We start from the raw sequence: 21,779 nt of genomic DNA, 5'->3' as shown, positions 1-21,779 counted from the left end.
TGCATCATTGCTCGGCGTGAAAAAAGAAGAGTTAGGAGACCGCGTCGCACAATTTTATACAGATTTAAACATTGACGGCCGTTTCTTGGCGCTCTCTGACCAGAATTGGGGTCTTCGCAGCTGGTATCCGTACGATCAGCTAGATGAAGAAACACAGCCGACAGTTAAGGCGAAAAAGAAAAAAGCCAAAAAAGCCGTCGAAGAAGATCTTGATCTTGATGAATTTGAAGTGGTTGACGAAGACGACCTCGATTTAGCTGAGGTTGAGGAAGAACTTGATCTCGATGCTGATGAGTTTGACGATATCGATGAAGACGACGATGACGAGCTCGAAATTGACGAGGATCTCATTGATGACGAAGAAGAAGAAGAAGAAGAAGATGATGACTATGATGAAGGCGATGAGGATAAAAAATCGTAAAAGAATTTCATCCCCAAATCGATCTTGACTTTCATAGTCGAACTAGGTAGTATGTATTTTGGGCTCTTCAAAAACGAAGAGAGAACATAGAACGTTATGCTCCCTTTCAAGAAATTGAAAGGGAGCTTTCTTATTTTCACCCCTCATTTTTCTTATAAATCATTTAAAAGGCTAAATGATTTCTTATAAAACGGTACATTTTAAGAAATGTAGCTTAGAGCGAAGAGAGGAGCAAACGAAATGACGAAATATATTTTTGTAACTGGGGGAGTCGTATCCTCACTTGGAAAGGGTATTGTAGCAGCTTCATTAGGGCGTTTGCTGAAGAACCGCGGACTGAACGTCACAATTCAAAAATTCGACCCATACATCAACGTTGATCCGGGAACGATGAGCCCGTACCAGCACGGTGAAGTATTCGTAACAGATGACGGCGCTGAAACAGACTTAGACCTCGGGCACTATGAGCGTTTTATCGACATCAACCTGAATAAATTCAGCAACGTAACAACAGGGAAAATCTATTCAACAGTTCTTAAAAAAGAACGTCGCGGAGATTACCTCGGCGGAACAGTGCAGGTTATTCCGCACATCACAAACGAACTGAAAGACCGCGTATACCGTGCGGGTAAAGAAACAAACGCGGATGTCGTGATTACAGAAATCGGCGGTACTGTAGGAGACATCGAATCCCTGCCATTCCTTGAAGCCATCCGCCAAATGAAGAGTGACATCGGCCGTGAAAACGTGATGTACATCCACTGTACACTTGTGCCTTACATTAAAGCTGCCGGTGAACTGAAAACGAAACCGACACAGCACAGCGTAAAAGAATTAAGAAGCCTGGGCATTCAGCCAAACATTATCGTTGTTCGTACAGAAATGCCGATTTCTCAAGATATGAAGGACAAAATCGCTTTATTCTGCGACATCGATACAAAAGCGGTTATTGAATGTGAAGATGCGGACAACCTCTATGCCATTCCGCTTGAGCTTCAAAAACAAGGACTTGATAAGCTTGTTTGCGAGCACATGCAATTGGCATGCAAAGAGGCGGAAATGTCCGAGTGGAAAGAGCTTGTGAACAAGGTCAGCAACCTGTCTCAAACAATCACAATCGGACTTGTCGGAAAATATGTTGAGCTTCCCGACGCTTATATCTCTGTCGTTGAATCACTTCGTCACGCGGGCTACGCGTTTGACACAGATGTAAAAGTGAAATGGATTAACGCTGAGGAAGTAACAGAAAGCAACATCGGAGAGCTTACTAGCGGCACAGACGGTATTATCGTACCGGGCGGCTTCGGAGACCGCGGTGTTGAAGGTAAAATCATTGCGACACAATATGCGCGCGAAAACAACATTCCGTTCCTGGGCATTTGCTTAGGTATGCAGGTTGCATCTATTGAGTATGCCCGAAATGTATTAGGCTTAAAAGGCGCTCACTCTGCTGAGATTGATCCGTCAACTCAATACCCGATTATCGACCTTCTTCCTGAACAGAAGGATGTTGAAGATCTTGGAGGAACACTTCGCCTCGGCCTTTACCCTTGTAAGCTTGAAGAGGGCACGAAAGCATTTGAAGTGTATCAGGATGAAGTGGTGTACGAGCGTCACCGCCACCGTTATGAATTCAACAACGAATTCAGACAGCAAATGGAAGACCAAGGCTTCGTATTCTCAGGCACCAGCCCGGACGGACGCCTTGTTGAAATTATCGAGCTGAAAGACCATCCTTGGTTCGTGGCTTCTCAGTTCCACCCAGAGTTCAAGTCTAGACCGACAAGACCTCAGCCATTATTCAAAGGCTTTATCGGAGCGTCTGTTGAAGCTGCAAATCAGAAATAATAAAAAAAGACTTGCCGTTTGTCAAAAGCGGACAAGTCTTTTTTATTTGTTTCCGGCAAGATACAGCATGTACAATAAGTGATTATGCATACTCTTGCAGAATTTCTTTTAATGTAAATGATAGAGCATGGTAGACATACAATGCTGTCATTAATGAAGGGAAGCCGTAGCGGGTGCCGTCTTCATCGGGAACAAGCGGCATTTTCAGCTTTGAATCAATATGCACATCGCAATATTGTTCGATTCCGGCGCTGTCTTTGGCTGCCGGTGATACGCAGACGACCCCCGCGCCTTTTTCATAAAGCTCTTTCGCGAGCACCTGTTCTTCATCTGTACCTGTCCCTGAGCAAAACATCAGCACCCTGTCGCTTTCTGTCACATCATCAGCGTTAGCGGGAAACGCTTTGACGGAAGGAAGCGGTTCTTTGCTTTCGGTTGCCTCATGTAAGATGCCCTGAAGCTCATTAGCCCCGTATATATAGATGGAATGCCCGCTGATCACCGCTTGAGCGAGCAATCGCGCCCCATCTTCAATCGCGTCAGATTCCTTATCCTGAATGCGGGAAAAAATACCTGTTAACTGTGTTGTAAATATTTTCAACATAAGTGAATCCTCCTTTATAACGTACAATAACAGTATACAACAAAAGAGAAAATGCTCAGAAAATGTCGTAAAGTAGACTATTATAATTAAAGGAAATAGGAAAATCAAACAGAATACATAAACTACTGCTTACTTTTGACGAAAATCATAATATTGGGGTGTAAAATGATGAATGAAAAAATTTTAATCGTTGATGATCAATACGGAATACGTATTTTGCTTAACGAAGTGTTCAATAAAGAGGGCTATCAGACATTTCAGGCTGCGAACGGCCTTCAAGCGCTTGATATCGTGACAAAAGAACGCCCGGACCTTGTCCTTCTGGATATGAAAATTCCGGGTATGGACGGAATCGAAATCTTAAAACGGATGAAGGTCATTGATGAAAACATCCGCGTGATTATCATGACGGCTTACGGAGAACTCGATATGATCCAAGAATCAAAGGAACTGGGCGCATTGACGCACTTTGCGAAGCCGTTTGACATCGACGAAATCAGAGACGCCGTCAAAAAATATCTGCCCCTGAAGTCTAACTGACAAAAAGAAGAAACAATTGAATGAGGTCATTGTGTTGCCGATTTGTCGAAAAGTTGGTATTCTAGTTATGGAGAAAAAGCGATCTGTGTATTTACATATGACAGCAAATTATGGGTCATGCTAGGGTGGAAAGCTTTTTTCGCTAGAAGACAATCAGGCTACATAAGGAGGACATTCGACATGCCTTTAGTTTCAATGACGGAAATGTTGAATACAGCTAAAGAAAAAGGTTATGCTGTAGGACAATTTAACTTAAACAACCTTGAGTTTACTCAAGCGATTTTACAAGCAGCTGAAGAAGAAAAATCTCCAGTGATCCTTGGTGTTTCCGAAGGTGCGGGACGCTACATGGGCGGCTTCAAAACAGTCGTAGCTATGGTAAAAGCACTAATGGAAGAGTACAAAGTGACAGTTCCTGTTGCGATCCACTTAGACCACGGTTCAAGCTTTGAATCTTGTGCGAAAGCGATTCATGCAGGTTTCACATCTGTAATGATCGACGCTTCTCACCATCCATTTGAAGAAAACGTAGCAACAACTTCTAAAGTTGTTGAGCTTGCTCATTTCCACGGAGTATCTGTAGAAGCTGAGCTTGGAACAGTCGGCGGACAAGAAGACGACGTTATCGCTGAAGGCGTAATCTACGCTGATCCTAAAGAGTGCCAAGAGCTTGTTGAGCGCACTGGCATCGACTGCCTTGCACCTGCATTAGGTTCTGTTCACGGCCCTTACAAAGGTGAGCCAAACCTTGGTTTCAAAGAAATGGAAGAGATCGGAAAGTCTACTGGTCTTCCGCTCGTTCTTCACGGCGGTACTGGAATTCCGACTGCTGACATCAAAAAATCAATCTCACTTGGTACAGCTAAAATCAACGTAAATACTGAAAACCAAATTTCTTCTGCAAAAGCTGTTCGCGAAACATTAGCAGCTAAGCCTGACGAGTACGATCCACGTAAATACCTTGGACCTGCTCGCGAAGCGATTAAAGAAACTGTTATCGGTAAAATGCGTGAATTTGGTTCTTCAAACCAAGCTTAATTCAATTGGAACTTTTTATAGCCGCCTGACAGCTTGACAGGCGGTTTTCCGTCTATCTTTAGAAAGCGCAATCATATTCACAGTTCTGAAAATTCTTACTCTGGGAGGCTTTTGTAAATGTTATTTTTTATTGATACTGCCAATATCGATGAGATTAAAGAAGCGTATGAATTAGGAATCCTTGCCGGTGTAACAACGAATCCTAGTTTAGTAGCAAAAGAAGCTAACGTATCGTTCCATGACCGTCTTCGTGAAATCACAGAAGTTGTTCCGGGCTCTGTAAGTGCCGAGGTTATTTCTCTGAAAGCTGAGGAAATGATTGAGGAAGGAAAAGAACTGGCGAAAATCGCTCCGAACATCACAGTGAAAATCCCGATGACGGCTGACGGTTTAAAAGCCGTAAAAGCACTTACTGACTTAAACATTAAAACAAATGTTACATTGATCTTCAATGCAAACCAAGCGCTTCTTGCTGCAAGAGCGGGCGCTACCTATGTATCTCCATTCTTGGGCCGCTTAGATGACATCGGCCATAACGGGCTTGACCTGATTTCAGAAGTTAAGCAGATTTTTGATATCCACGGGCTTGATACGCAAATCATTGCGGCGTCAATCCGCCATCCTCAGCATGTAACTGAAGCTGCATTAAGAGGGGCTCATATCGGCACAATGCCGCTTAAAGTCATTTATCAGCTGACAAAGCACCCGTTAACAGACAAAGGAATCGAACAGTTCCTGGCAGACTGGAACAAGTAATTTAAGCGGTGGCAAACAGAGTGTATGCCTGTTTGCCGCGGCCTTTGTTTTTCACCATCCTGATACAGCGGACCTTCAGATGCATGCCGCTTACAGAGAAGGAATCATTGGGCTGCAGAAGCTGATATCGGAATGAGGGTTGCGTGCTGCTTTTGCCGGATGACGAAGATGTCTCTAAAGCCGGCGGGTCTCTGTCGATTTTTTGAAACCTATGCCCCCCGCAAAGCTTCGCTATTTTCTTCCTGATATTTTACAATGTGTTGTATTCTTTCTCTTCGAATTGGCTAGATTTTGGACATGAGCTTTATTTGCAGAGACAGAATAAAATGCCATTTTATTTAGCTCCGCAGCTATCTTCTTATGGAAGGAGACTATCATGGAAAAGTTGAATATTGCCGGCGGTGACTCGTTAAACGGTACAGTACACATCAGCGGCGCTAAAAACAGTGCTGTTGCATTAATACCAGCAACCATTTTGGCAAATTCCGAGGTGACAATAGAAGGGCTTCCTGAGATTTCAGATATTGAAACGCTGCGTGACCTGTTACAGGAAATCGGCGGCAATGTGCATTTTGAGAATGGGGAAATGATTGTAGACCCCACATCAATGATCAGCATGCCGCTTCCTAACGGAAAAGTGAAAAAACTGCGCGCGTCTTATTATTTAATGGGGGCGATGCTCGGCCGCTTTAAACAGGCCGTCATCGGATTGCCTGGCGGCTGCCACCTGGGCCCCCGTCCGATTGACCAGCACATCAAGGGTTTCGAAGCGCTCGGAGCTGAAGTGACCAATGAACAGGGCGCGATTTATTTGCGCGCTGAAAGGCTGAGAGGCGCACGTATTTATTTAGATGTCGTAAGCGTCGGGGCAACGATTAACATTATGCTTGCGGCTGTTTTGGCAGAAGGAAAAACCATCATCGAAAACGCTGCGAAAGAGCCGGAGATTATTGATGTCGCGACATTGCTGACCAGCATGGGCGCAAAAATCAAAGGTGCTGGAACCAACGTCATCCGAATCGATGGCGTAAAGGAACTGCACGGCTGCAAACATACGATCATTCCGGACAGAATTGAAGCCGGAACATTTATGATTGCAGGAGCTGCGATGGGCAAAGAGGTCATCATTGATAATGTCATCCCGACTCACCTTGAGTCCTTAACAGCAAAGCTGAGAGAAATGGGCTTTCACATTGAGACAAGCGACGACCAGCTGCTCATTGTCGGAGGGCAGAAAAATCTTAAGCCGGTTGATGTAAAAACCCTAGTATACCCGGGATTTCCGACTGATTTGCAGCAACCGATGACGGCGCTTTTGACGAGAGCAAAAGGGACAAGCGTCGTGACTGACACCATCTATTCGGCGAGATTCAAACATATTGATGAGCTGAGACGAATGGGCGCTAATATGAAAGTAGAGGGCAGATCTGCAATCATCACGGGTCCTGTCGAGCTTCAAGGCGCTAAGGTGAAGGCGAGCGATCTGCGGGCCGGAGCCTGTTTAGTGGTTGCCGGGCTGATGGCTGACGGTGTCACAGAAATTACAGGTCTGGAGCATATTGATCGCGGATACAGCAGCCTAGAGAAGAAACTAGAGGGTTTGGGAGCCACAATCTGGCGCGAGAGAATGACTGATGAAGAGATAGAACAGCTGCAAAATTCTTAATTGGTTATTTGCGAGAGGAGATCGTGTTGAGATGGAAAGAAGTTTATCAATGGAATTGGTCCGTGTGACTGAAGCTGCGGCATTAGCATCAGCAAGATGGATGGGCAGGGGAAAGAAAGACGAGGCTGATGAAGCAGCAACAAGCGCAATGAGAGACGTTTTTGATACAGTCCCGATGAAAGGAACTGTTGTGATCGGAGAAGGAGAAATGGACGAAGCGCCGATGCTTTATATCGGGGAAAAACTCGGAAACGGGTACGGTCCGCGCGTCGATGTCGCTGTTGATCCTCTCGAAGGCACAAACATCTTAGCAAGCGGCGGTTGGAACGCGCTGACTGTTATTGCAGTTGCTGACCACGGCACGCTTTTAAATGCTCCAGATATGTATATGCAGAAAATCGCAGTCGGTCCAGAAGCGGTGGGCTGCATAGATATTGAAGCTCCAGTCATTGATAACCTTAGAGCGGTAGCAAAAGCGAAAAACAAAGACGTCGAGGACGTCGTTGCTACCATTTTAAACCGCGATCGACACGAAAAAATCATTTCTGAGCTTCGTGAGGCCGGCGCCAGAATCAAACTGATCAATGATGGGGATGTCGCAGGCGCCATCAACACGGCTTTCGACCACACAGGCGTAGACATCCTGTTCGGATCAGGCGGAGCTCCTGAAGGTGTCCTATCTGCTGTAGCGTTAAAAGCGCTAGGCGGAGAAATTATCGGTAAACTTCTTCCGCAAAGCGAGGAAGAAATCATACGCTGCAACAAAATGGGACTTGATTTGAGCAAAGTGCTGCGTATGGAAGACCTTGTGAGAGGCGATGACGCTATTTTTGCGGCTACCGGCGTAACTGACGGGGAGCTGTTAAAAGGCGTTCAATTCAAAGGGTCTGTCGGCACGACTGAAAGCTTGGTCATCCGTGCGAAATCAGGCACCGTCCGTTTTGTTGACGGCAGACACAGCCTGAAGAAAAAACCAAATCTCGTAATCCGTCCATAACAAAGAGAAAAAGCGGGTGTTGACCCGCTTTTCTTTTGCAAATAAGAGACAACCCTATCAATTGCGTGTCAAAACCTTATTTCAGTTGAATAATTTTTTGAAATAAGGTAAAAATAAAGAGTGCTGCGATTTTTAACTGCGTAATTCCTTCTTTTAAGCACTAGGAAAGTTTCAATTTCTACCGCATCAGACGATATAAGTATTGATCTTCTCATGTTTTTGTCCTCGCTTCCTTCAAAACTCATTAAGACAATCCTTTTAACAAAAGCGCCGATCATGGGTGGAAGTGTTACCGATAGAAGTTCCTTTATGTTAAAAAAAGAATGTGCTTTGGCGGATGTTGTGCAAAAGCAGCAGATTACATGTGTAAAGTAAGATATTGACTATGAAAAGCGTGGTGTTTTTATGAAAGACGTATCTATTTCCTCTTTGGAAAATATGAAATTGAAAGAGCTATATGAACTTGCAAGACATTATAAAATCTCCTACTACAGCAAACTGACAAAAAAAGAACTGATTTTCGCTATTCTGAAAGCGAATGCAGAACAGGAAGATCTTTTGTTTATGGAAGGTGTTCTTGAGATCATCCAATCAGAGGGATTTGGCTTCCTGAGACCGATCAACTATTCTCCAAGCTCTGAAGACATTTATATCTCAGCTTCACAAATCCGCCGCTTCGATTTGCGGAATGGAGACAAAGTATCAGGCAAAGTTCGCCCGCCAAAAGAAAATGAGCGTTATTATGGACTTTTGCACGTTGAAGCAGTAAATGGAGATGATCCGGAATCTGCAAAAGAGCGTGTTCACTTCCCAGCCCTTACTCCACTTTATCCAGACCGCCATATGGTGCTCGAAACAAAACCGAATTTCTTGTCTACAAGAATTATGGATATGATGGCGCCGGTAGGCTTTGGCCAGCGCGGCTTGATTGTAGCGCCGCCGAAAGCCGGGAAAACGATGCTGCTGAAGGAAATCGCCAACAGCATTACAGCGAACCAGCCTGAAGCAGAGCTGATTGTCCTATTGATCGATGAAAGACCGGAAGAGGTTACGGACATTGAGCGTTCTGTTGCTGGGGATGTCGTCAGCTCAACGTTTGATGAAGTGCCGGAAAACCATATCAAAGTAGCCGAGCTTGTGCTTGAACGCGCTATGCGCCTCGTTGAGCACAAGAAAGACGTTATTATCCTGATGGACAGTATCACACGCCTTGCCCGCGCCTACAACCTAGTGATTCCGCCGAGCGGAAGAACACTGTCCGGAGGGATTGACCCGGCAGCGTTCCACCGTCCGAAGCGTTTCTTCGGGGCAGCGAGAAATATCGAAGAAGGCGGAAGCTTAACGATCCTGGCCACTGCTCTTGTTGATACAGGATCTCGTATGGATGATGTAATCTATGAAGAATTCAAGGGAACGGGCAACATGGAGCTTCATCTTGACCGCTCTCTGGCAGAACGCCGCATCTTCCCTGCAATCGATATTCGCCGTTCTGGAACGCGTAAGGAAGAGCTGCTTGTGCCGAAAGAGCATCTTGACCGTTTATGGTCTATCCGCAAAACGATGTCAGATTCGCCTGATTTCGCGGAAAAATTCATGAGAAAAATGAAAAAAACCAAAACAAACCAGGAATTTTTCGATATTCTCAATCAAGAATGGAAGCAAGCAAATCTATCATCAGCCAGACGATAAAATCTATTTGCAAAAGAAGTAAATCACTGATATAATTTTCTCATATGCGTTTCGGACATTGCTCCGAAATAATAACTCTGTTTCCACACGGGATTCAGGGCGGAAGGAGATGGATACAATGAAAGCAGGAATTCATCCTAATTTCAAAAAAGCAACAGTTAAATGCGCTTGCGGAAATGAATTTGAAACAGGCTCAGTAAAAGAAGAGGTACGCGTTGAGATTTGCTCTGAATGCCACCCATTCTACACTGGCCGTCAAAAATTCGCTTCTGCTGATGGTCGTGTTGATCGCTTTAATAAAAAATACGGTCTTAAGTAATAATAGATTTTTCAACAGGCAAGAAGCAGTTCTTGCCTGTTTTTTGTATGTCAAAAACACAGCTGGCAGAGAGAGGGGAGCAGAGCCAATGTACATAATGAAGCAAAGCGGGTGGCTTGAGCTGATTTGCGGCAGTATGTTCTCGGGGAAATCTGAAGAGCTGATCAGAAGAGTGAAGAGAGCAACTTACGCCAAGCAGGAGGTCAGGGTCTTTAAACCTGTGATTGATAATCGATACAGCGAAGATGCTGTTGTCTCCCATAATGGAACATCTATGACGAGCTATGCCATTTCTTCGGCTGCGGACATTTGGGATCATATCAGTGAGAGCACGGATGTGATCGCAGTTGACGAGGTTCAATTCTTCGATCGGGCGATCATTGATGTTTTATCAGCACTTGCCGATAAAGGATATCGTGTGATCGCAGCAGGTCTTGATATGGATTTCAGAGGAGAGCCGTTCGGCGTTGTGCCGGATATTATGGCCATCGCTGAAAGTGTGACGAAGCTGCAGGCTGTCTGTTCCGTCTGCGGATCACCGGCAAGCAGAACACAGCGGCTCATTGACGGAAAGCCGGCTTCTTATGATGATCCGGTCATTCTGGTGGGTGCGTCTGAATCCTATGAAGCAAGATGCAGACACCACCACGAAGTTCCGGGAAAATCTAAAAACTAATGCAAAACATGGGTAAAAAGATAGAAAGCACCGGCCGAAAAGCTGGTGTTTTTTTTTATATTCTGACAACAATCAATTAAAAAATTTAAATAAGTGTATTAAAAAATTAAGTAATTTTCTTCCCTTGAATTTTGATTTTGACAGGCATAAAATAACTAACGTAATGTAAATAGTTTTGAGACATTGTTCGAATAATTGTCACAAAGTCGCATAAAGATCATGATCGGTTATTTTTAGATGAGTTATTACTTAACCTGGTTAACTATTTCAAGAAAGAAGGAGATTTGCTTGAATAACATAAAAAAAACTAAGGAAGGCCATTTAGAAACAACATTAAGAGGAAAAGAAGTTTTGTCTATTCCTACTTTAAACAAAGGTGTTGCTTTTACGTTAGAAGAAAGACAAGAACTTGGCTTAGAAGGACTTCTTCCGCCAACTGTACTTTCTCTTGATCAACAAGCAGAACGCGCATACGAGCAATTTAAAGCTCAGCCAGACCGCCTTCGTCAAAATGTTTACTTAAATGATCTTGCTAACCGCAATGAAGTTCTTTTCTATAAATTGCTGCAAAATCACCTGCGTGAAATGCTTCCTGTTGTATACACACCAACAGTTGGTGAAGCCATTCAAGAATACAGCCATGAATACAGAAGACCTCAAGGTATCTACTTGTCAATCGACAACATTGACGGTATTGAAAAGGCTTTTGAAAACCTTCATGCGACAGCAGGCGATATTGATCTTATCGTTGCAACTGACTCTGAAAGTATCCTTGGTATCGGTGACTGGGGAGTAGGCGGTATTAACATCGCTATCGGTAAATTGGCTGTTTACACTGCTGCAGCTGGTATTGACCCTAGCCGTGTTATTCCTGTAGTGCTTGATGTCGGTACAAACAACGAAAAACTTTTAAATGATCCTTTATACATTGGTAACCATCATGAACGTATCTCTGATGAACGTTACGAAGAATTCGTTGATGCGTATGTAAAAGCTGCGCTTAAATTCTTCCCTAAAGCGCTTCTTCACTGGGAAGACTTTGGTAACAAAAACGCGCGCAATATCATGAAAAAATACAACAACGAAATCCTGACATTCAACGATGATATTCAAGGTACAGGCGCAATTACACTAGCTGGTGTGCTTGCTGCTATGAAGAAAACAGGCGCTTCTATTAAAGATCAGCGTGTAGTTGTCTTCGGTGCAGGTTCAGCTGGTATCGGTATTGCTGACCAGATCCGTGACACAATGGTGCTTGCTGGATTATCTGAAGAAGAAGCAAACAAAGCGTTCTTCACACTTGATTACAGAGGCCTGTTAACAGACGATATAGAAGGCATCCTTGATTTCCAAAAACCTTACCTTCGCAGTGCAGCAGAAGTGAAAGACTGGAAACGCGATGAAAAAGGCCAAATTCCATTCGATGAAGTGGTTCGCCAAGCGAAACCAACGATCTTAATCGGAACTTCAGGGGTTTCAGGAGCGTTCACAGAGGAAATTGTGAAAGAGATGGCATCTCACGTAGACCGTCCGGTGATCATGCCGATGTCTAACCCGACTCATCTTGCAGAAGCTGTTCCTGAAGATCTGTTCAAATGGACTGACGGAAAAGTGCTTGTAGCAACAGGAAGCCCATTTGACAATGTAGAGTACAATGGCGTTTCTTATGAAATCGGACAATCTAACAATGCATTCGCATTCCCTGGTCTTGGCCTTGGTTCAATCGTAGCTGAAGCGCGTGTTATTACACCTGCTATGTTTGCTGCAACAGCTGATGCGATTGCTGAAATGGTTGATTTTGAAACACCTGGAGCTGGATTGCTTCCAAGCATCGACAAGCTTCAAGAAGTATCTATTCAAGTTGCCATTGCTGTAGCTGAAGCAGCGATTAAAGACGGCGTAGCAAATCGTCAGCCTGAAGATGTAAAACAAGCTGTTCTTGATGCAATGTGGACACCTGAATACAAAAAAGTCATCGCAAAATAATAAGCGTGTAATTTTTCTGTCCGAGGGAAAGCTTTGTATAAAGCTAAAGTATACGGACATAGGATTTGGAGGAGAATATTTTGAGCATCTTAGATATCTTAATCCTCCTGGCACCGATCTTCTTTGTTATCGTGCTGGGTTGGTTTGCAGGACATTTCGGAAGTTATGATGCCAAGTCAGCAAAAGGGGTAAGTACGTTAGTAACGAAATACGCACTTCCAGCTCACTTTATCGCTGGTATTTTGACAACTTCCAGAAGTGAATTTTTATCACAAGTTCCATTAATGGTTTCTTTACTGATCGGGATTGTTGGTTTCTATATCATCATTTTATTGGTTTGCAGATTTGTCTTTAAGTATGATTTAACGAACTCATCCGTGTTTTCTTTGAACTCTGCACAGCCGACATTCGCATTTATGGGTATTCCTGTATTGGGAAGCTTGTTCGGTGCGCAAGAGGTTGCGATTCCGATCGCTGTAACAGGTATCGTTGTTAACGCGATTCTTGATCCGCTTGCGATTATTATAGCTACAGTGGGTGAGTCTTCTAAGAAAAACGGAGAGAGCGGCGACAGTTTTTGGAAGATGACAGGGAAATCCATTCTGCATGGTCTTTCCGAGCCACTTGCAGCAGCTCCTTTAATCAGTATGATTCTAGTGCTTTGCGGTGTCACTCTTCCTGAGCTGGGTGTTAAAATGCTTGATCAGCTTGGTAGTACAACATCTGGTGTTGCTCTCTTTGCTGTCGGTGTTACCGTTGGTATTCGTAAGATTAAACTCAGTCTGCCGGCTATCGGTATTGCGTTACTAAAAGTCGCGGTTCAGCCTGCGTTAATGTTCCTGATTGCTCTTGCAGTCGGACTTCCAGCTGACCAAACAACAAAAGCGATCCTTCTTGTTGCATTCCCTGGTTCTGCCGTTGCAGCCATGATTGCGACTCGTTTCGAGAAACAAGAGGAAGAAACTGCGACTGCGTTTGTGATCAGTGCGATTCTGTCATTGATTTCACTTCCAATTATTATTGCGCTTACTGCGTAATCAAAAAAGCTCCCTTTACGGGGAGCTTTTTTACTTTACGTTTGAAATTTAAACAGTGACAGCAGCGGTTTTTTTCTTGTTTTTATTTTTTCGGATGAAGCAGCAGTCTCAGGGGCCGGCTGAGCGGTGAATTCTTTCATTTGTGAGGTCATTGATTGCAGGTCGGCAAGAATGTCATCGATTTCTCTTCTGTGCTGCAGAAGCTGATAGGATACGCCTTCATCGGCTTTTTGTTTAAGCTGGCGTTCCAATTCCTCAATTCTTGCCAGCAGCCCGTTTTCTTCCTGTTTTTGCTGTAATAAGGTGTCCAGCTTTTGTTCGAGCTGTTCGAGTCTTTTCTCTGTGTCACTGTTTGTTTTTTGGACAAGGAAGCCTGTGCGCTTCTTATTGCTCCGCGGCACATTAATATCCTGAAGCGCCGTGCCTTCAGAAATTTGTTTTTGAACAGATTTCAGGATTTGCACATCTTCAGCCGTAAACGAATAGTGTCCGAGCTCGTTCCGTTCAGCCGGAAGGTTCAGCTGCTTCACCCACCGCTGCACTGTTTTTGCGGAGACGCCGAGTTCACTTGCTACCATATTTGTATTCATGATCCCATACCTCCTTTTTAGCTAGGTATTCGACCATGGGGAGCGGTTCCCTTCCCATTAGACAAAACAAGAAAAGATTCGGCAAAGAAAGTGGGCATCCCCCTTTTTTCCTCAAAAACCATTATTGCTCATACAGCTCTAACGGAAGCTGATCGGGATCAAAAAAGAAGGTGAACCGCTTGCCTGTCAGCGGGTCTGTCCTGATCGGCTCTGTCTCGATTCCTTTTTCGTGAAGCTCCTGAACAGCCTGATCTAAGCTGCTGACCGTAAAGGCAAGATGTCGGAGCCCTGCACCTTCAGGCCGGGTTTGACGTGCGGGCGGATCAGGGAACGAAAACAGCTCAATGACGTACGAGCCGTTAAGCGACAAATCAAGCTTATAGGAGTCGCGCTCTTCTCGGTATGTTTCTTGTATCACCTGAAAACCGAGCTTATGTACGTAGAAAGCTTTCGACTTTTCATAATCCGAGCATATGATTGCAATATGATGTATAGATGTAAGCAATACGATCCCTCCTCTTTTTCAGTATAGCAGAGGAGGCTTTTTTAACTGGGATTGAAATGCTTTTGACTGGCGATAGTCCCTATACTATAATGAGAATGTTACGCACAGGAAAACAGAGGTGAAGACCGTGTTAGACCGTTTAAAGTCAATCGAAGAACGATATGAAAAATTAAATGAGCTTTTAAGCGATCCAGAAGTTGTCAACGATCCCAAAAAGCTTAGAGAATATTCGAAAGAGCAATCTGATATACAAGAAACAGTTGACGTATATAGACAATACAGAGATGCGTCAGAACAGCTGGCTGATGCAAAAGCGATGCTTGAGGATAAGCTTGATGCTGAGATGCGCGACATGGTGAAGGAAGAGATTTCTGAACTTCAGAAAGAAACTGAAACACTGTCAGAACGTCTGAAGGTGCTCCTGATTCCGAAAGATCCTAATGATGATAAAAACGTTATCATGGAGATCCGCGGAGCGGCAGGCGGAGAGGAAGCCGCTTTATTTGCAGGCAACCTGTACAGAATGTATTCCCGCTATGCCGAGCTTCAAGGCTGGAAAACCGAGGTCATGGAAGCAAGTGTAACCGGAACGGGCGGCTACAAAGAGATCATCTTTATGATTACGGGCAGCGGTGCATATTCTAAGCTCAAGTATGAAAACGGCGCTCACCGTGTTCAGCGTGTTCCGGAAACAGAATCAGGCGGCCGTATCCATACATCTACTGCAACAGTAGCATGTCTTCCTGAGGCCGAAGAGGTAGAGGTTGACATTCATGAGAAGGATATCCGCGTTGATACGTTTGCTTCTAGCGGACCGGGCGGACAAAGCGTGAACACGACAATGTCTGCCGTTCGTCTGACGCATTTGCCGACAGGCGTTGTCGTATCATGTCAGGATGAAAAATCTCAAATCAAGAACAAAGAAAAAGCGATGAAGGTTCTCCGCGCCAGAATCTATGATAAATTTCAGCAGGAAGCTCAAGCTGAATATGATCAAACACGGAAATCGGCTGTCGGGTCAGGTGACCGCTCTGAGCGTATCCGCACATACAACTTCCCGCAAAACCGTGTGACGGATCACAGAATCGGCCTGACCATTCAAAAGCTTGATCAGATTCTTGAAGGAAAACTGGACGAAGTGGTTGAAGCACTGATCGTAGAAGATCAGGCAAGCAAACTTCAGCAGGCGGATAGTTAAGATGAAGACAATATTTGAAGCCCTGAAATGGGCTTCTTCTTATTTAACGGAAGCGGGAAGAGAAGAAAATGCAGCTGAGCTGCTTTTGCTTTATGATACCGGAATGGATAGAAGCAAGCTGCTCGCCAGCTTACAGGAACCGATCGGCGAAGATGAACTGTATCGCTTTGAACGCCACGTCGATATGCACAAAGAAGGCGTACCGGTTCAGTACATTATCGGAAGAGAGTTTTTTTACGGCCGTGAATTTATAGTAAATGATGACGTGCTGATCCCGCGTCCGGAAACGGAAGAGGTTGTCTACCATCTTCTTGAGAAATATAGAAGTGTCTTTTCTGAAGGAGAACAGCTCGATGTGGTAGATGTCGGCACCGGAAGCGGCGCAATAGCCGTCACGCTTGCACTGGAAAACAAAAACTTTTCTGTCTCAGCGATTGATATCTCCAAAGAGGCGCTGGACGTTGCTTCAGCCAACGCTGAAAAGCTCGGAGCGGAGGTGCATTTTCTTCAAGGCGACCTGCTTGAACCCTTTATAAAGGCAGGAAAAAAAGCGGATATTATTGTCTCAAACCCTCCGTATATTTCTGAAGAAGAAATGGCCGATTTATCTGAGATTGTCCGTTTCCATGAACCTTTGCATGCTCTCACTGACGGCGGAAATGGGCTGAAATTTTATAAGCGGTTTATGGAAGCCATTCCGCTGGTGATGAAGAATACCGCGCTTGTCGTCTTTGAAATCGGGTGGAAGCAGGGCGCAGCTGTAAAAGAGCTGATTCTGCATGCGTTTGAGGATGCGGAAGTTGAAGTCCTGAAGGATATTAACGGAAAAGACAGAACCATATGCGCGGTAATTCATAAGAATAAATAAGCAGCTTGCTGGTGAGTTGAGATAAGAACGGGACCATCAAGCTGTTTTAACACCAGCAAAGGGGATGTAAAAGATGAAAAAGGCCCTGACAGCAGGAATTTTACTTATTGCCATTGAAAGTATGGTGGGTTCGATTTTTGCGCAAGCGATTTCTTATGAATTCATTTTCGGCATTGCATCTCTTGTTTTGATCGGGCTTGCCATTGTGACATCGGGTTTGGCTGTAAGCGGAAGCGACCAGCGGGCAAATTATCATTCAGAAACCAAAGAAGGCCGGACAGCCCGTTTGAAAATATCAGCTGCTTTCTTTGTTGCTGCCATACCTTCTATTCTATGTTATCTATTGACCGTTTTGATCTAATGAAAAAGGAAGCCCTTAAGAGGCTTCCTTTTTTTGCAGCAAAACAGAATCCCATATCCAGTAGACGACAGCTGTTAATACAGCGAAGATGTAAAAAGCTGTATTTTGAAGAAGGGATTGCCCGGAAGGCTGCAGCACGCCAAAGATGATCGCGTTGGCGATAAACGCCGCGGCAAGATAATACAGCAAGTACAAAGGGCTGAACCGTTTCGGCTTTTTATTCATCATGATTTGAAGCGGCAGCGCGAATAGTAGGTAAGGAAATAAGAAATAAAAGGCCATCGTTACGAGAGCAGCTATAATAAAGGAATGAATGTAAATAATCGAATAAAGAACTGACATCGTGAACGCTGACAGCAGCACTGTGTAATGATATTTCATTTTAAACCTCCTAAAACACTATCGTACCATAAATTAGATTCAAAGCTTGCTAGATTTTTTTGCCGCTGCAGGTTTACTCCATACGTTCCTTGTCCATAATAGGGCTAGATACAAAGCACGGAGAGGAACGGTGGGGACCGATGAAAAAAACAGTTATCATTTGTATATATATGTTTCTTTTATTATCTGGGGCACTCGTAGGATTGGCGAAAGAAGAGACGGCACAGCAATCTGAAAATGAGCCGGTTGTCATTCCGGACGAGGCGATTCGCTTGAGAATATTGGCAAACAGCGATCGTGACGAGGACCAAGAATTAAAGCGTCGTATCAGAGACGCCGTCAATAAAGAAATCACAACATGGGTTAAGGATATTACTTCTATTGAAGAAGCACGGCGTTTGATCCGCTCAAAGCTGCCTGAGATCAAGGAAATTGCAAAAGAAACCATGGAAAAAGAAGGCGCCAGCCAATCGATATCTGTTGATTTTGACAAAATCTCATTTCCGACAAAGCTTTACGGCAGCATGGTATATCCTGCTGGAGAATACGAAGCCATCCTGATCACGCTTGGTAACGGTGAAGGCGCGAATTGGTGGTGTGTATTATTCCCGCCGCTCTGCTTTCTTGATTTTTCAAACGGAGAAGCCGTAAAAGAACAAGAAGATAAAGAAGCCTCAAAAAAACAAACGGAAAAAGCTCTTGAGGACTTAACAGCCAAAGCGGAAAAAGCTGAAAAAGAAGATGAGAAAGAGAAAGAAGACGATACAGAAGTGAAATTCTTCGTTGTAGAATGGTTCTCCGATCTTTTTTCTTAATCACCAGGTCTAAAAATAGATTTGCCTCATAGATTGGAAGAAAGAACGCTGAAAACGGGGTGAACGAATGTTTTATCAACTGCGGGTGGCAAGGGAGAAGGACGGAGATATACTTGAGGAATTTTTAAAACAGGCCAAAACGAATCATGAGGGCGTAAGGGAAGGGTTCACGCAGTTTCTGATGCTGGAGGACAGCGAGAAGAACATAGCCGGCTGTCTAGGGATCGAAAAAATCAGCTGCGATCAAGCCCTGCTTCGCTCACTTGTGATATCGGACAAGCTTCACCAAGGTCATATTGTGTCGCTCTTTCAAAGCATGGAGGTGCTTTGTGAAAAGCATGAGATCAAAACGGTATATTTGGTAGCCAATCAGCATTCTTCGGCTGATTTCCTGGGGGCGATGGGATTTGAACGGGCGGAGAGTGTGCCGGAAGAGCTGTTTGCCTCGGATCATTTCTGTGAATCAAGGCAAGCGGAAGGGGCCGTCTTAATGAAAAAAGCATCTGGATAAGTGAGATTTATACACAAACTTATCCACTTCTTTATATGCGTTGTCCACAATTTGTGGATAACGCTTGTTTTATTACAGGACATCTTTTATACTTTCAAAAGGATTACACGCGTAAAACGATCGTTTTATTGTTGTGAATAAGGAGTTTGGTCAGAAATGAAAACGAAAAGATGGTTTGTGGATGTAACTGGGGAGTTATCCACAAATGATCCACAAATTACACAAGCAGCCGCTTTGCTCCGAGAAAATGAGGTAGTCGCCTTTCCGACAGAAACTGTATATGGTCTCGGCGCAAATGCGAAAAGCACAGATGCTGTCAAAAAAATATATGAAGCGAAAGGGCGGCCGAGTGATAATCCCCTGATTGTCCACATTGCGGATATCAGCCAGCTTGACGGCTTAACCGGTCCGGCGCCAGAAAAAGCGAAAATATTAATGAAGCGCTTTTGGCCAGGGGCGCTTACACTTATTTTACCTTGTACACCTGGTGCGCTGTCACCCCGTGTAACGGCAGGACTGGATACAGTAGCCATCAGAATGCCTGATCATCCTCTGGCTCTGGCACTCATCCGTGCCGCGGGTCTCCCAATTGCAGCGCCGAGTGCTAATTTATCGGGCAAACCAAGCCCGACAAAGGCTGAACACGTGGCTCACGACTTGGAGGGCCGCATAGCGGGAATAATGGATGGGGGAGCTACTGGAATCGGTGTCGAATCAACCGTACTTTCATGTGCGGGAGACATTCCTGTGCTCCTTCGTCCGGGCGGCATTACAAAAGAACAAATAGAAGCTGAAATCGGACCGATTCTTGTGGATAAAGGGCTTGCCGATCAAAATGAGAAGCCGATTTCTCCGGGAATGAAATATACACATTACGCGCCGTCAGCGCCGCTTGTTATATCTGAAGGCAGCCCTGAGCGCATTCAAACGCTCATTCAAGAATATCAGCGGGGCGGAAAACGGGTCGGCGTCCTGACGACAGAAGAAAACACGGATTTTTATTCATCTGACTATGTTAAGAGCTGCGGCAGAAGAGATCAGCTTGAAACAGTCGCGGCAGCTCTTTATGATGCACTGCGCAGTTTTGATGAAGAAAAGGTTGATTTTATTATTGCAGAATCGTTTCCTGACACAGGCGTCGGACTTGCTATTATGAACAGGCTGATGAAAGCAGCCGGAGGAAGAGTAATTCGCTGACACAGTCAGAAGTTCTAACCCTTTTTGGACATGCATAGGCTAAAAAAGCGGGCGTGTCCAAGGGGGTTATGTATGTGATGTCGGAAATGTTTATAGGCGAACTGATTACCTTAAGCATCATGGCGTTTGCTTTAGGAATGGATGCTTTTTCTGTGGGCCTCGGAATGGGTATGGTCAAACTCAGAAAAAAGCAGATATTCTATATTGGATTCATTATCGGTCTCTTTCACGTCATCATGCCTCTCGGAGGGATGGCGGCGGGAACTATGCTGTCAGGGCTCCTCGGTATGGTAGCTGTATATATCGGGGGTTCACTGCTGTTTGTTCTCGGTGTTCAAATGGTGATCGCATCTTTTAAACAGTCAGAAGAACGTTTGATGTCGCCGGCTGGGCCTGGCTTATTGTTATTTGCAATCGGCGTCAGCCTCGATAGTTTCTCCGTCGGTCTGAGCCTAGGAATATATGGCTCGCACCCGCTTCTCACCATTACCCTGTTTGGGCTTTTCAGCATGATGTTGACTTGGCTGGGCCTGCTGATCGGAAAACAAGTGCAGTCCTGGCTCGGCTCATACAGTGAAGCGCTCGGAGGAACCATATTAATCGTATTTGGCCTCAAGCTGCTTTTGCCAATTTAATATACCAATAAAAGAAACGATGTCGCCGTTTCTTTTTTCTTCATATATAATAGAAAAAACAAGGGGTGACTGACATGAACATCATTTTTGTCTGTACTGGAAATACGTGCCGCAGTCCAATGGCTGAGGCGCTTTTTAAATCAATCGCTGAAACGGAAGGGCTGGATGTCAGCGTCCGCTCGGCAGGCGTATTTGCCTCACCTAACGGAAAAGCGTCGCCTCACGCGGTCGAAGCGCTTTTTGAAAAACGCATTGCCCTTAATCATGTTTCTTCGCCATTAACTGAAGAACATATGGAATCGGCAGATTTGGTTCTGGCAATGACCCACCAGCACAAACAGGTCATCGTCAGCCAATTCGAACGTTATCGTGATAAAGTGTTTACGCTAAAAGAATACGTGACAGGCAGCCGGGGCGATATTATAGACCCGTTTGGCGGCACCATTGAGATCTATAAAAAAACGAGAGATGAGCTTGAAGCGCTTCTTCAGCAGCTTGCAGAACAATTGAAAAATGACGGTAAATAACTTGTCAGAGAATCTGCAAACAGGTCATTTGCAAATCCTGCGTGAAGGAGTAGAATATAGTGAAAAGCACATCGATATGGTGTGAATCAAAGAGCGGACAGGCTGCGCGGTCAACAAAGCGGGCGGGCCGCATTACATACGCTGGGAGGAAAAGCTGATGAAAGTAGCCATAGCATCGGATCATGGCGGCGTCCATATTCGAAACGAAATCAAAGAACTAATGGACGAATTGCAAATTGAGTATATTGATATGGGCTGTGACTGCGGCAGCGGATCTGTCGATTATCCGGACTACGCTTTTCCGGTGGCCGAGAAAGTAGTAAGCGGTGAAGTGGACAGAGGGATTTTAATTTGCGGGACAGGCATTGGCATGAGTATTTCCGCCAATAAAGTCAAAGGCATCCGCTGTGCGCTGGCACATGATACATTCAGTGCAAAGGCGACGAGAGAACATAATGATACAAATATCCTCGCGATGGGCGAACGCGTAATTGGACCCGGTTTGGCACGGGAAATTGCGAAAATCTGGCTGACCACTGAATTTACTGGCGGAAGACATCAGACCCGCATCGGAAAAATCTCGGACTATGAAGAGAAAAACCTGTAGGGGTGCT

26 protein-coding genes are annotated in these 21,779 nt (G+C 44.7%); 22 read left to right on the top strand and 4 right to left on the bottom strand.

What is annotated here, in order from left to right:
- The coding region (gene rpoE / locus NST16_RS20585; RefSeq protein ID WP_340888580.1) for a DNA-directed RNA polymerase subunit delta at positions 1-421 on the top strand (421 nt) is incomplete at its 5' end.
- 240 nt (positions 422-661) lie between these two features.
- Positions 662-2,269: a glutamine hydrolyzing CTP synthase gene (gene pyrG / locus NST16_RS20580; RefSeq protein WP_010332258.1), complete on the top strand. Its 1,608-nt coding sequence runs from the start codon at positions 662-664 to the stop codon at positions 2,267-2,269.
- A gap of 82 nt (positions 2,270-2,351) precedes the next feature.
- On the opposite strand, the gene NST16_RS20575 is transcribed toward pyrG, so the two are convergent.
- A complete protein-coding gene (locus NST16_RS20575; RefSeq protein WP_340888579.1) occupies positions 2,352-2,873 on the bottom strand; it encodes a DUF2529 domain-containing protein in 522 nt (173 codons plus the stop codon).
- 165 nt (positions 2,874-3,038) lie between these two features.
- On the opposite strand from NST16_RS20575, the gene spo0F reads away from it, so the two are divergent.
- The 11 genes from spo0F (at position 3,039) to NST16_RS20520 (ending at position 13,577) form a co-directional block, all read left to right on the top strand.
- Entirely contained in the window at positions 3,039-3,413 is a 375-nt protein-coding gene (gene spo0F / locus NST16_RS20570) for a sporulation initiation phosphotransferase Spo0F (RefSeq protein ID WP_003227621.1), read from the top strand.
- A 180-nt stretch (positions 3,414-3,593) separates the two neighbouring features.
- A complete protein-coding gene (locus tag NST16_RS20565; RefSeq protein ID WP_003235826.1) occupies positions 3,594-4,451 on the top strand; it encodes a class II fructose-bisphosphate aldolase in 858 nt (285 codons plus the stop codon).
- 117 nt (positions 4,452-4,568) lie between these two features.
- Entirely contained in the window at positions 4,569-5,207 is a 639-nt protein-coding gene (fsa, locus tag NST16_RS20560) for a fructose-6-phosphate aldolase (protein ID WP_010332256.1), read from the top strand.
- Between the two features lie 376 nt (positions 5,208-5,583).
- A complete protein-coding gene (locus tag NST16_RS20555; RefSeq protein ID WP_168748981.1) occupies positions 5,584-6,873 on the top strand; it encodes a UDP-N-acetylglucosamine 1-carboxyvinyltransferase in 1,290 nt (429 codons plus the stop codon).
- Positions 6,874-6,904: 31 nt separating this feature from the next.
- Positions 6,905-7,870, top strand: a complete 966-nt coding sequence (gene glpX, locus NST16_RS20550) for a class II fructose-bisphosphatase (RefSeq protein WP_010332254.1) — start codon at positions 6,905-6,907, stop codon at positions 7,868-7,870.
- Positions 7,871-8,083: 213 nt separating this feature from the next.
- A complete protein-coding gene (locus NST16_RS20545; RefSeq protein WP_032731180.1) occupies positions 8,084-8,245 on the top strand; it encodes a hypothetical protein in 162 nt (53 codons plus the stop codon).
- Between the two features lie 30 nt (positions 8,246-8,275).
- Positions 8,276-9,559, top strand: coding sequence for a transcription termination factor Rho (gene rho / locus NST16_RS20540; protein ID WP_010332253.1), 1,284 nt, complete (start codon positions 8,276-8,278; stop codon positions 9,557-9,559).
- A gap of 118 nt (positions 9,560-9,677) precedes the next feature.
- Complete coding sequence (rpmE, locus tag NST16_RS20535) at positions 9,678-9,878, top strand: 50S ribosomal protein L31 (protein ID WP_003151132.1); 201 nt, start codon at positions 9,678-9,680, stop codon at positions 9,876-9,878.
- 88 nt (positions 9,879-9,966) lie between these two features.
- Entirely contained in the window at positions 9,967-10,554 is a 588-nt protein-coding gene (locus NST16_RS20530) for a thymidine kinase (RefSeq protein ID WP_168748980.1), read from the top strand.
- Between the two features lie 288 nt (positions 10,555-10,842).
- Entirely contained in the window at positions 10,843-12,540 is a 1,698-nt protein-coding gene (gene malS, locus NST16_RS20525; RefSeq protein WP_340888573.1) for an oxaloacetate-decarboxylating malate dehydrogenase, read from the top strand.
- A gap of 80 nt (positions 12,541-12,620) precedes the next feature.
- Positions 12,621-13,577 carry an AEC family transporter gene (locus tag NST16_RS20520; protein ID WP_010332250.1) on the top strand — a complete coding sequence of 319 codons (957 nt, stop codon included), beginning with the start codon at positions 12,621-12,623 and terminating at the stop codon, positions 13,575-13,577.
- A 35-nt stretch (positions 13,578-13,612) separates the two neighbouring features.
- Here the strand turns inward: NST16_RS20520 and racA are convergent, their stop codons facing one another.
- Positions 13,613-14,167 carry a chromosome-anchoring protein RacA gene (gene racA / locus NST16_RS20515; protein WP_326331920.1) on the bottom strand — a complete coding sequence of 185 codons (555 nt, stop codon included), beginning with the start codon at positions 14,165-14,167 and terminating at the stop codon, positions 13,613-13,615.
- A 121-nt stretch (positions 14,168-14,288) separates the two neighbouring features.
- Positions 14,289-14,678, bottom strand: coding sequence for an SMU1112c/YaeR family gloxylase I-like metalloprotein (gene gloA2 / locus NST16_RS20510; RefSeq protein WP_173400511.1), 390 nt, complete (start codon positions 14,676-14,678; stop codon positions 14,289-14,291).
- Positions 14,679-14,799: 121 nt separating this feature from the next.
- Here gloA2 and prfA point away from each other — a divergent pair, with 121 nt between their 5' ends.
- From prfA to NST16_RS20495, 3 genes are all read left to right on the top strand, one after another.
- Positions 14,800-15,870, top strand: coding sequence for a peptide chain release factor 1 (prfA, locus tag NST16_RS20505; RefSeq protein WP_010332247.1), 1,071 nt, complete (start codon positions 14,800-14,802; stop codon positions 15,868-15,870).
- 1 nt (position 15,871) lies between these two features.
- Positions 15,872-16,738: a peptide chain release factor N(5)-glutamine methyltransferase gene (gene prmC, locus NST16_RS20500; RefSeq protein WP_268504416.1), complete on the top strand. Its 867-nt coding sequence runs from the start codon at positions 15,872-15,874 to the stop codon at positions 16,736-16,738.
- Between the two features lie 73 nt (positions 16,739-16,811).
- A complete protein-coding gene (locus tag NST16_RS20495; RefSeq protein WP_024123177.1) occupies positions 16,812-17,099 on the top strand; it encodes a DUF5316 family protein in 288 nt (95 codons plus the stop codon).
- A gap of 15 nt (positions 17,100-17,114) precedes the next feature.
- On the opposite strand, the gene NST16_RS20490 is transcribed toward NST16_RS20495, so the two are convergent.
- Positions 17,115-17,480: a UPF0715 family protein gene (locus tag NST16_RS20490; RefSeq protein WP_010332244.1), complete on the bottom strand. Its 366-nt coding sequence runs from the start codon at positions 17,478-17,480 to the stop codon at positions 17,115-17,117.
- Between the two features lie 140 nt (positions 17,481-17,620).
- Between NST16_RS20490 and spoIIR the strand changes: the two genes are divergently transcribed.
- The 6 genes from spoIIR to rpiB all read left to right on the top strand — a co-directional run bounded on the left by spoIIR (position 17,621) and on the right by rpiB (position 21,772).
- Positions 17,621-18,295: a stage II sporulation protein R gene (spoIIR, locus tag NST16_RS20485; protein WP_010332243.1), complete on the top strand. Its 675-nt coding sequence runs from the start codon at positions 17,621-17,623 to the stop codon at positions 18,293-18,295.
- A gap of 67 nt (positions 18,296-18,362) precedes the next feature.
- Complete coding sequence (locus NST16_RS20480; RefSeq protein ID WP_010332242.1) at positions 18,363-18,806, top strand: GNAT family N-acetyltransferase; 444 nt, start codon at positions 18,363-18,365, stop codon at positions 18,804-18,806.
- Between the two features lie 156 nt (positions 18,807-18,962).
- Positions 18,963-20,003 carry an L-threonylcarbamoyladenylate synthase gene (locus NST16_RS20475; RefSeq protein WP_340888569.1) on the top strand — a complete coding sequence of 347 codons (1,041 nt, stop codon included), beginning with the start codon at positions 18,963-18,965 and terminating at the stop codon, positions 20,001-20,003.
- A 77-nt stretch (positions 20,004-20,080) separates the two neighbouring features.
- Positions 20,081-20,638 (top strand): manganese efflux pump MntP, encoded by a 558-nt coding sequence (locus NST16_RS20470; RefSeq protein ID WP_340888583.1) that lies wholly within the window; start codon positions 20,081-20,083, stop codon positions 20,636-20,638.
- 74 nt (positions 20,639-20,712) lie between these two features.
- Positions 20,713-21,165: a low molecular weight protein arginine phosphatase gene (locus tag NST16_RS20465; RefSeq protein ID WP_010332239.1), complete on the top strand. Its 453-nt coding sequence runs from the start codon at positions 20,713-20,715 to the stop codon at positions 21,163-21,165.
- 157 nt (positions 21,166-21,322) lie between these two features.
- Positions 21,323-21,772 carry a ribose 5-phosphate isomerase B gene (gene rpiB / locus NST16_RS20460; protein WP_003221910.1) on the top strand — a complete coding sequence of 150 codons (450 nt, stop codon included), beginning with the start codon at positions 21,323-21,325 and terminating at the stop codon, positions 21,770-21,772.
- The last annotated feature ends 7 nt before the right edge of the window (positions 21,773-21,779 follow it).

Source organism: Bacillus sp. FSL K6-1005 (assembly GCF_038000225.1).
GTDB lineage: Bacteria > Bacillota > Bacilli > Bacillales > Bacillaceae > Bacillus > Bacillus mojavensis.
Note: the sequence above shows the minus strand (reverse complement) of the source record. Positions and strands in the feature narration are given on the sequence as shown.

Excerpts from the sequence above, each read along its gene's own strand:
- pyrG (WP_010332258.1), top strand. The coding sequence starts at position 662 with ATGACGAAATATATTTTTGTAACTGGGGGAGTCGTATCCTCACTTGGA.
- NST16_RS20575 (WP_340888579.1), bottom strand. The coding sequence starts at position 2,873 with ATGTTGAAAATATTTACAACACAGTTAACAGGTATTTTTTCCCGCATT.
- spo0F (WP_003227621.1), top strand. The coding sequence starts at position 3,039 with ATGATGAATGAAAAAATTTTAATCGTTGATGATCAATACGGAATACGT.
- NST16_RS20565 (WP_003235826.1), top strand. The coding sequence starts at position 3,594 with ATGCCTTTAGTTTCAATGACGGAAATGTTGAATACAGCTAAAGAAAAA.
- fsa (WP_010332256.1), top strand. The coding sequence starts at position 4,569 with ATGTTATTTTTTATTGATACTGCCAATATCGATGAGATTAAAGAAGCG.
- NST16_RS20555 (WP_168748981.1), top strand. The coding sequence starts at position 5,584 with ATGGAAAAGTTGAATATTGCCGGCGGTGACTCGTTAAACGGTACAGTA.
- glpX (WP_010332254.1), top strand. The coding sequence starts at position 6,905 with ATGGAAAGAAGTTTATCAATGGAATTGGTCCGTGTGACTGAAGCTGCG.
- NST16_RS20545 (WP_032731180.1), top strand. The coding sequence starts at position 8,084 with ATGTTTTTGTCCTCGCTTCCTTCAAAACTCATTAAGACAATCCTTTTA.
- rho (WP_010332253.1), top strand. The coding sequence starts at position 8,276 with ATGAAAGACGTATCTATTTCCTCTTTGGAAAATATGAAATTGAAAGAG.
- rpmE (WP_003151132.1), top strand. The coding sequence starts at position 9,678 with ATGAAAGCAGGAATTCATCCTAATTTCAAAAAAGCAACAGTTAAATGC.
- NST16_RS20530 (WP_168748980.1), top strand. The coding sequence starts at position 9,967 with ATGTACATAATGAAGCAAAGCGGGTGGCTTGAGCTGATTTGCGGCAGT.
- racA (WP_326331920.1), bottom strand. The coding sequence starts at position 14,167 with ATGAATACAAATATGGTAGCAAGTGAACTCGGCGTCTCCGCAAAAACA.
- prmC (WP_268504416.1), top strand. The coding sequence starts at position 15,872 with ATGAAGACAATATTTGAAGCCCTGAAATGGGCTTCTTCTTATTTAACG.
- NST16_RS20495 (WP_024123177.1), top strand. The coding sequence starts at position 16,812 with ATGAAAAAGGCCCTGACAGCAGGAATTTTACTTATTGCCATTGAAAGT.
- NST16_RS20490 (WP_010332244.1), bottom strand. The coding sequence starts at position 17,480 with ATGAAATATCATTACACAGTGCTGCTGTCAGCGTTCACGATGTCAGTT.
- spoIIR (WP_010332243.1), top strand. The coding sequence starts at position 17,621 with ATGAAAAAAACAGTTATCATTTGTATATATATGTTTCTTTTATTATCT.
- NST16_RS20480 (WP_010332242.1), top strand. The coding sequence starts at position 18,363 with ATGTTTTATCAACTGCGGGTGGCAAGGGAGAAGGACGGAGATATACTT.
- NST16_RS20475 (WP_340888569.1), top strand. The coding sequence starts at position 18,963 with ATGAAAACGAAAAGATGGTTTGTGGATGTAACTGGGGAGTTATCCACA.
- NST16_RS20470 (WP_340888583.1), top strand. The coding sequence starts at position 20,081 with ATGTCGGAAATGTTTATAGGCGAACTGATTACCTTAAGCATCATGGCG.
- NST16_RS20465 (WP_010332239.1), top strand. The coding sequence starts at position 20,713 with ATGAACATCATTTTTGTCTGTACTGGAAATACGTGCCGCAGTCCAATG.
- rpiB (WP_003221910.1), top strand. The coding sequence starts at position 21,323 with ATGAAAGTAGCCATAGCATCGGATCATGGCGGCGTCCATATTCGAAAC.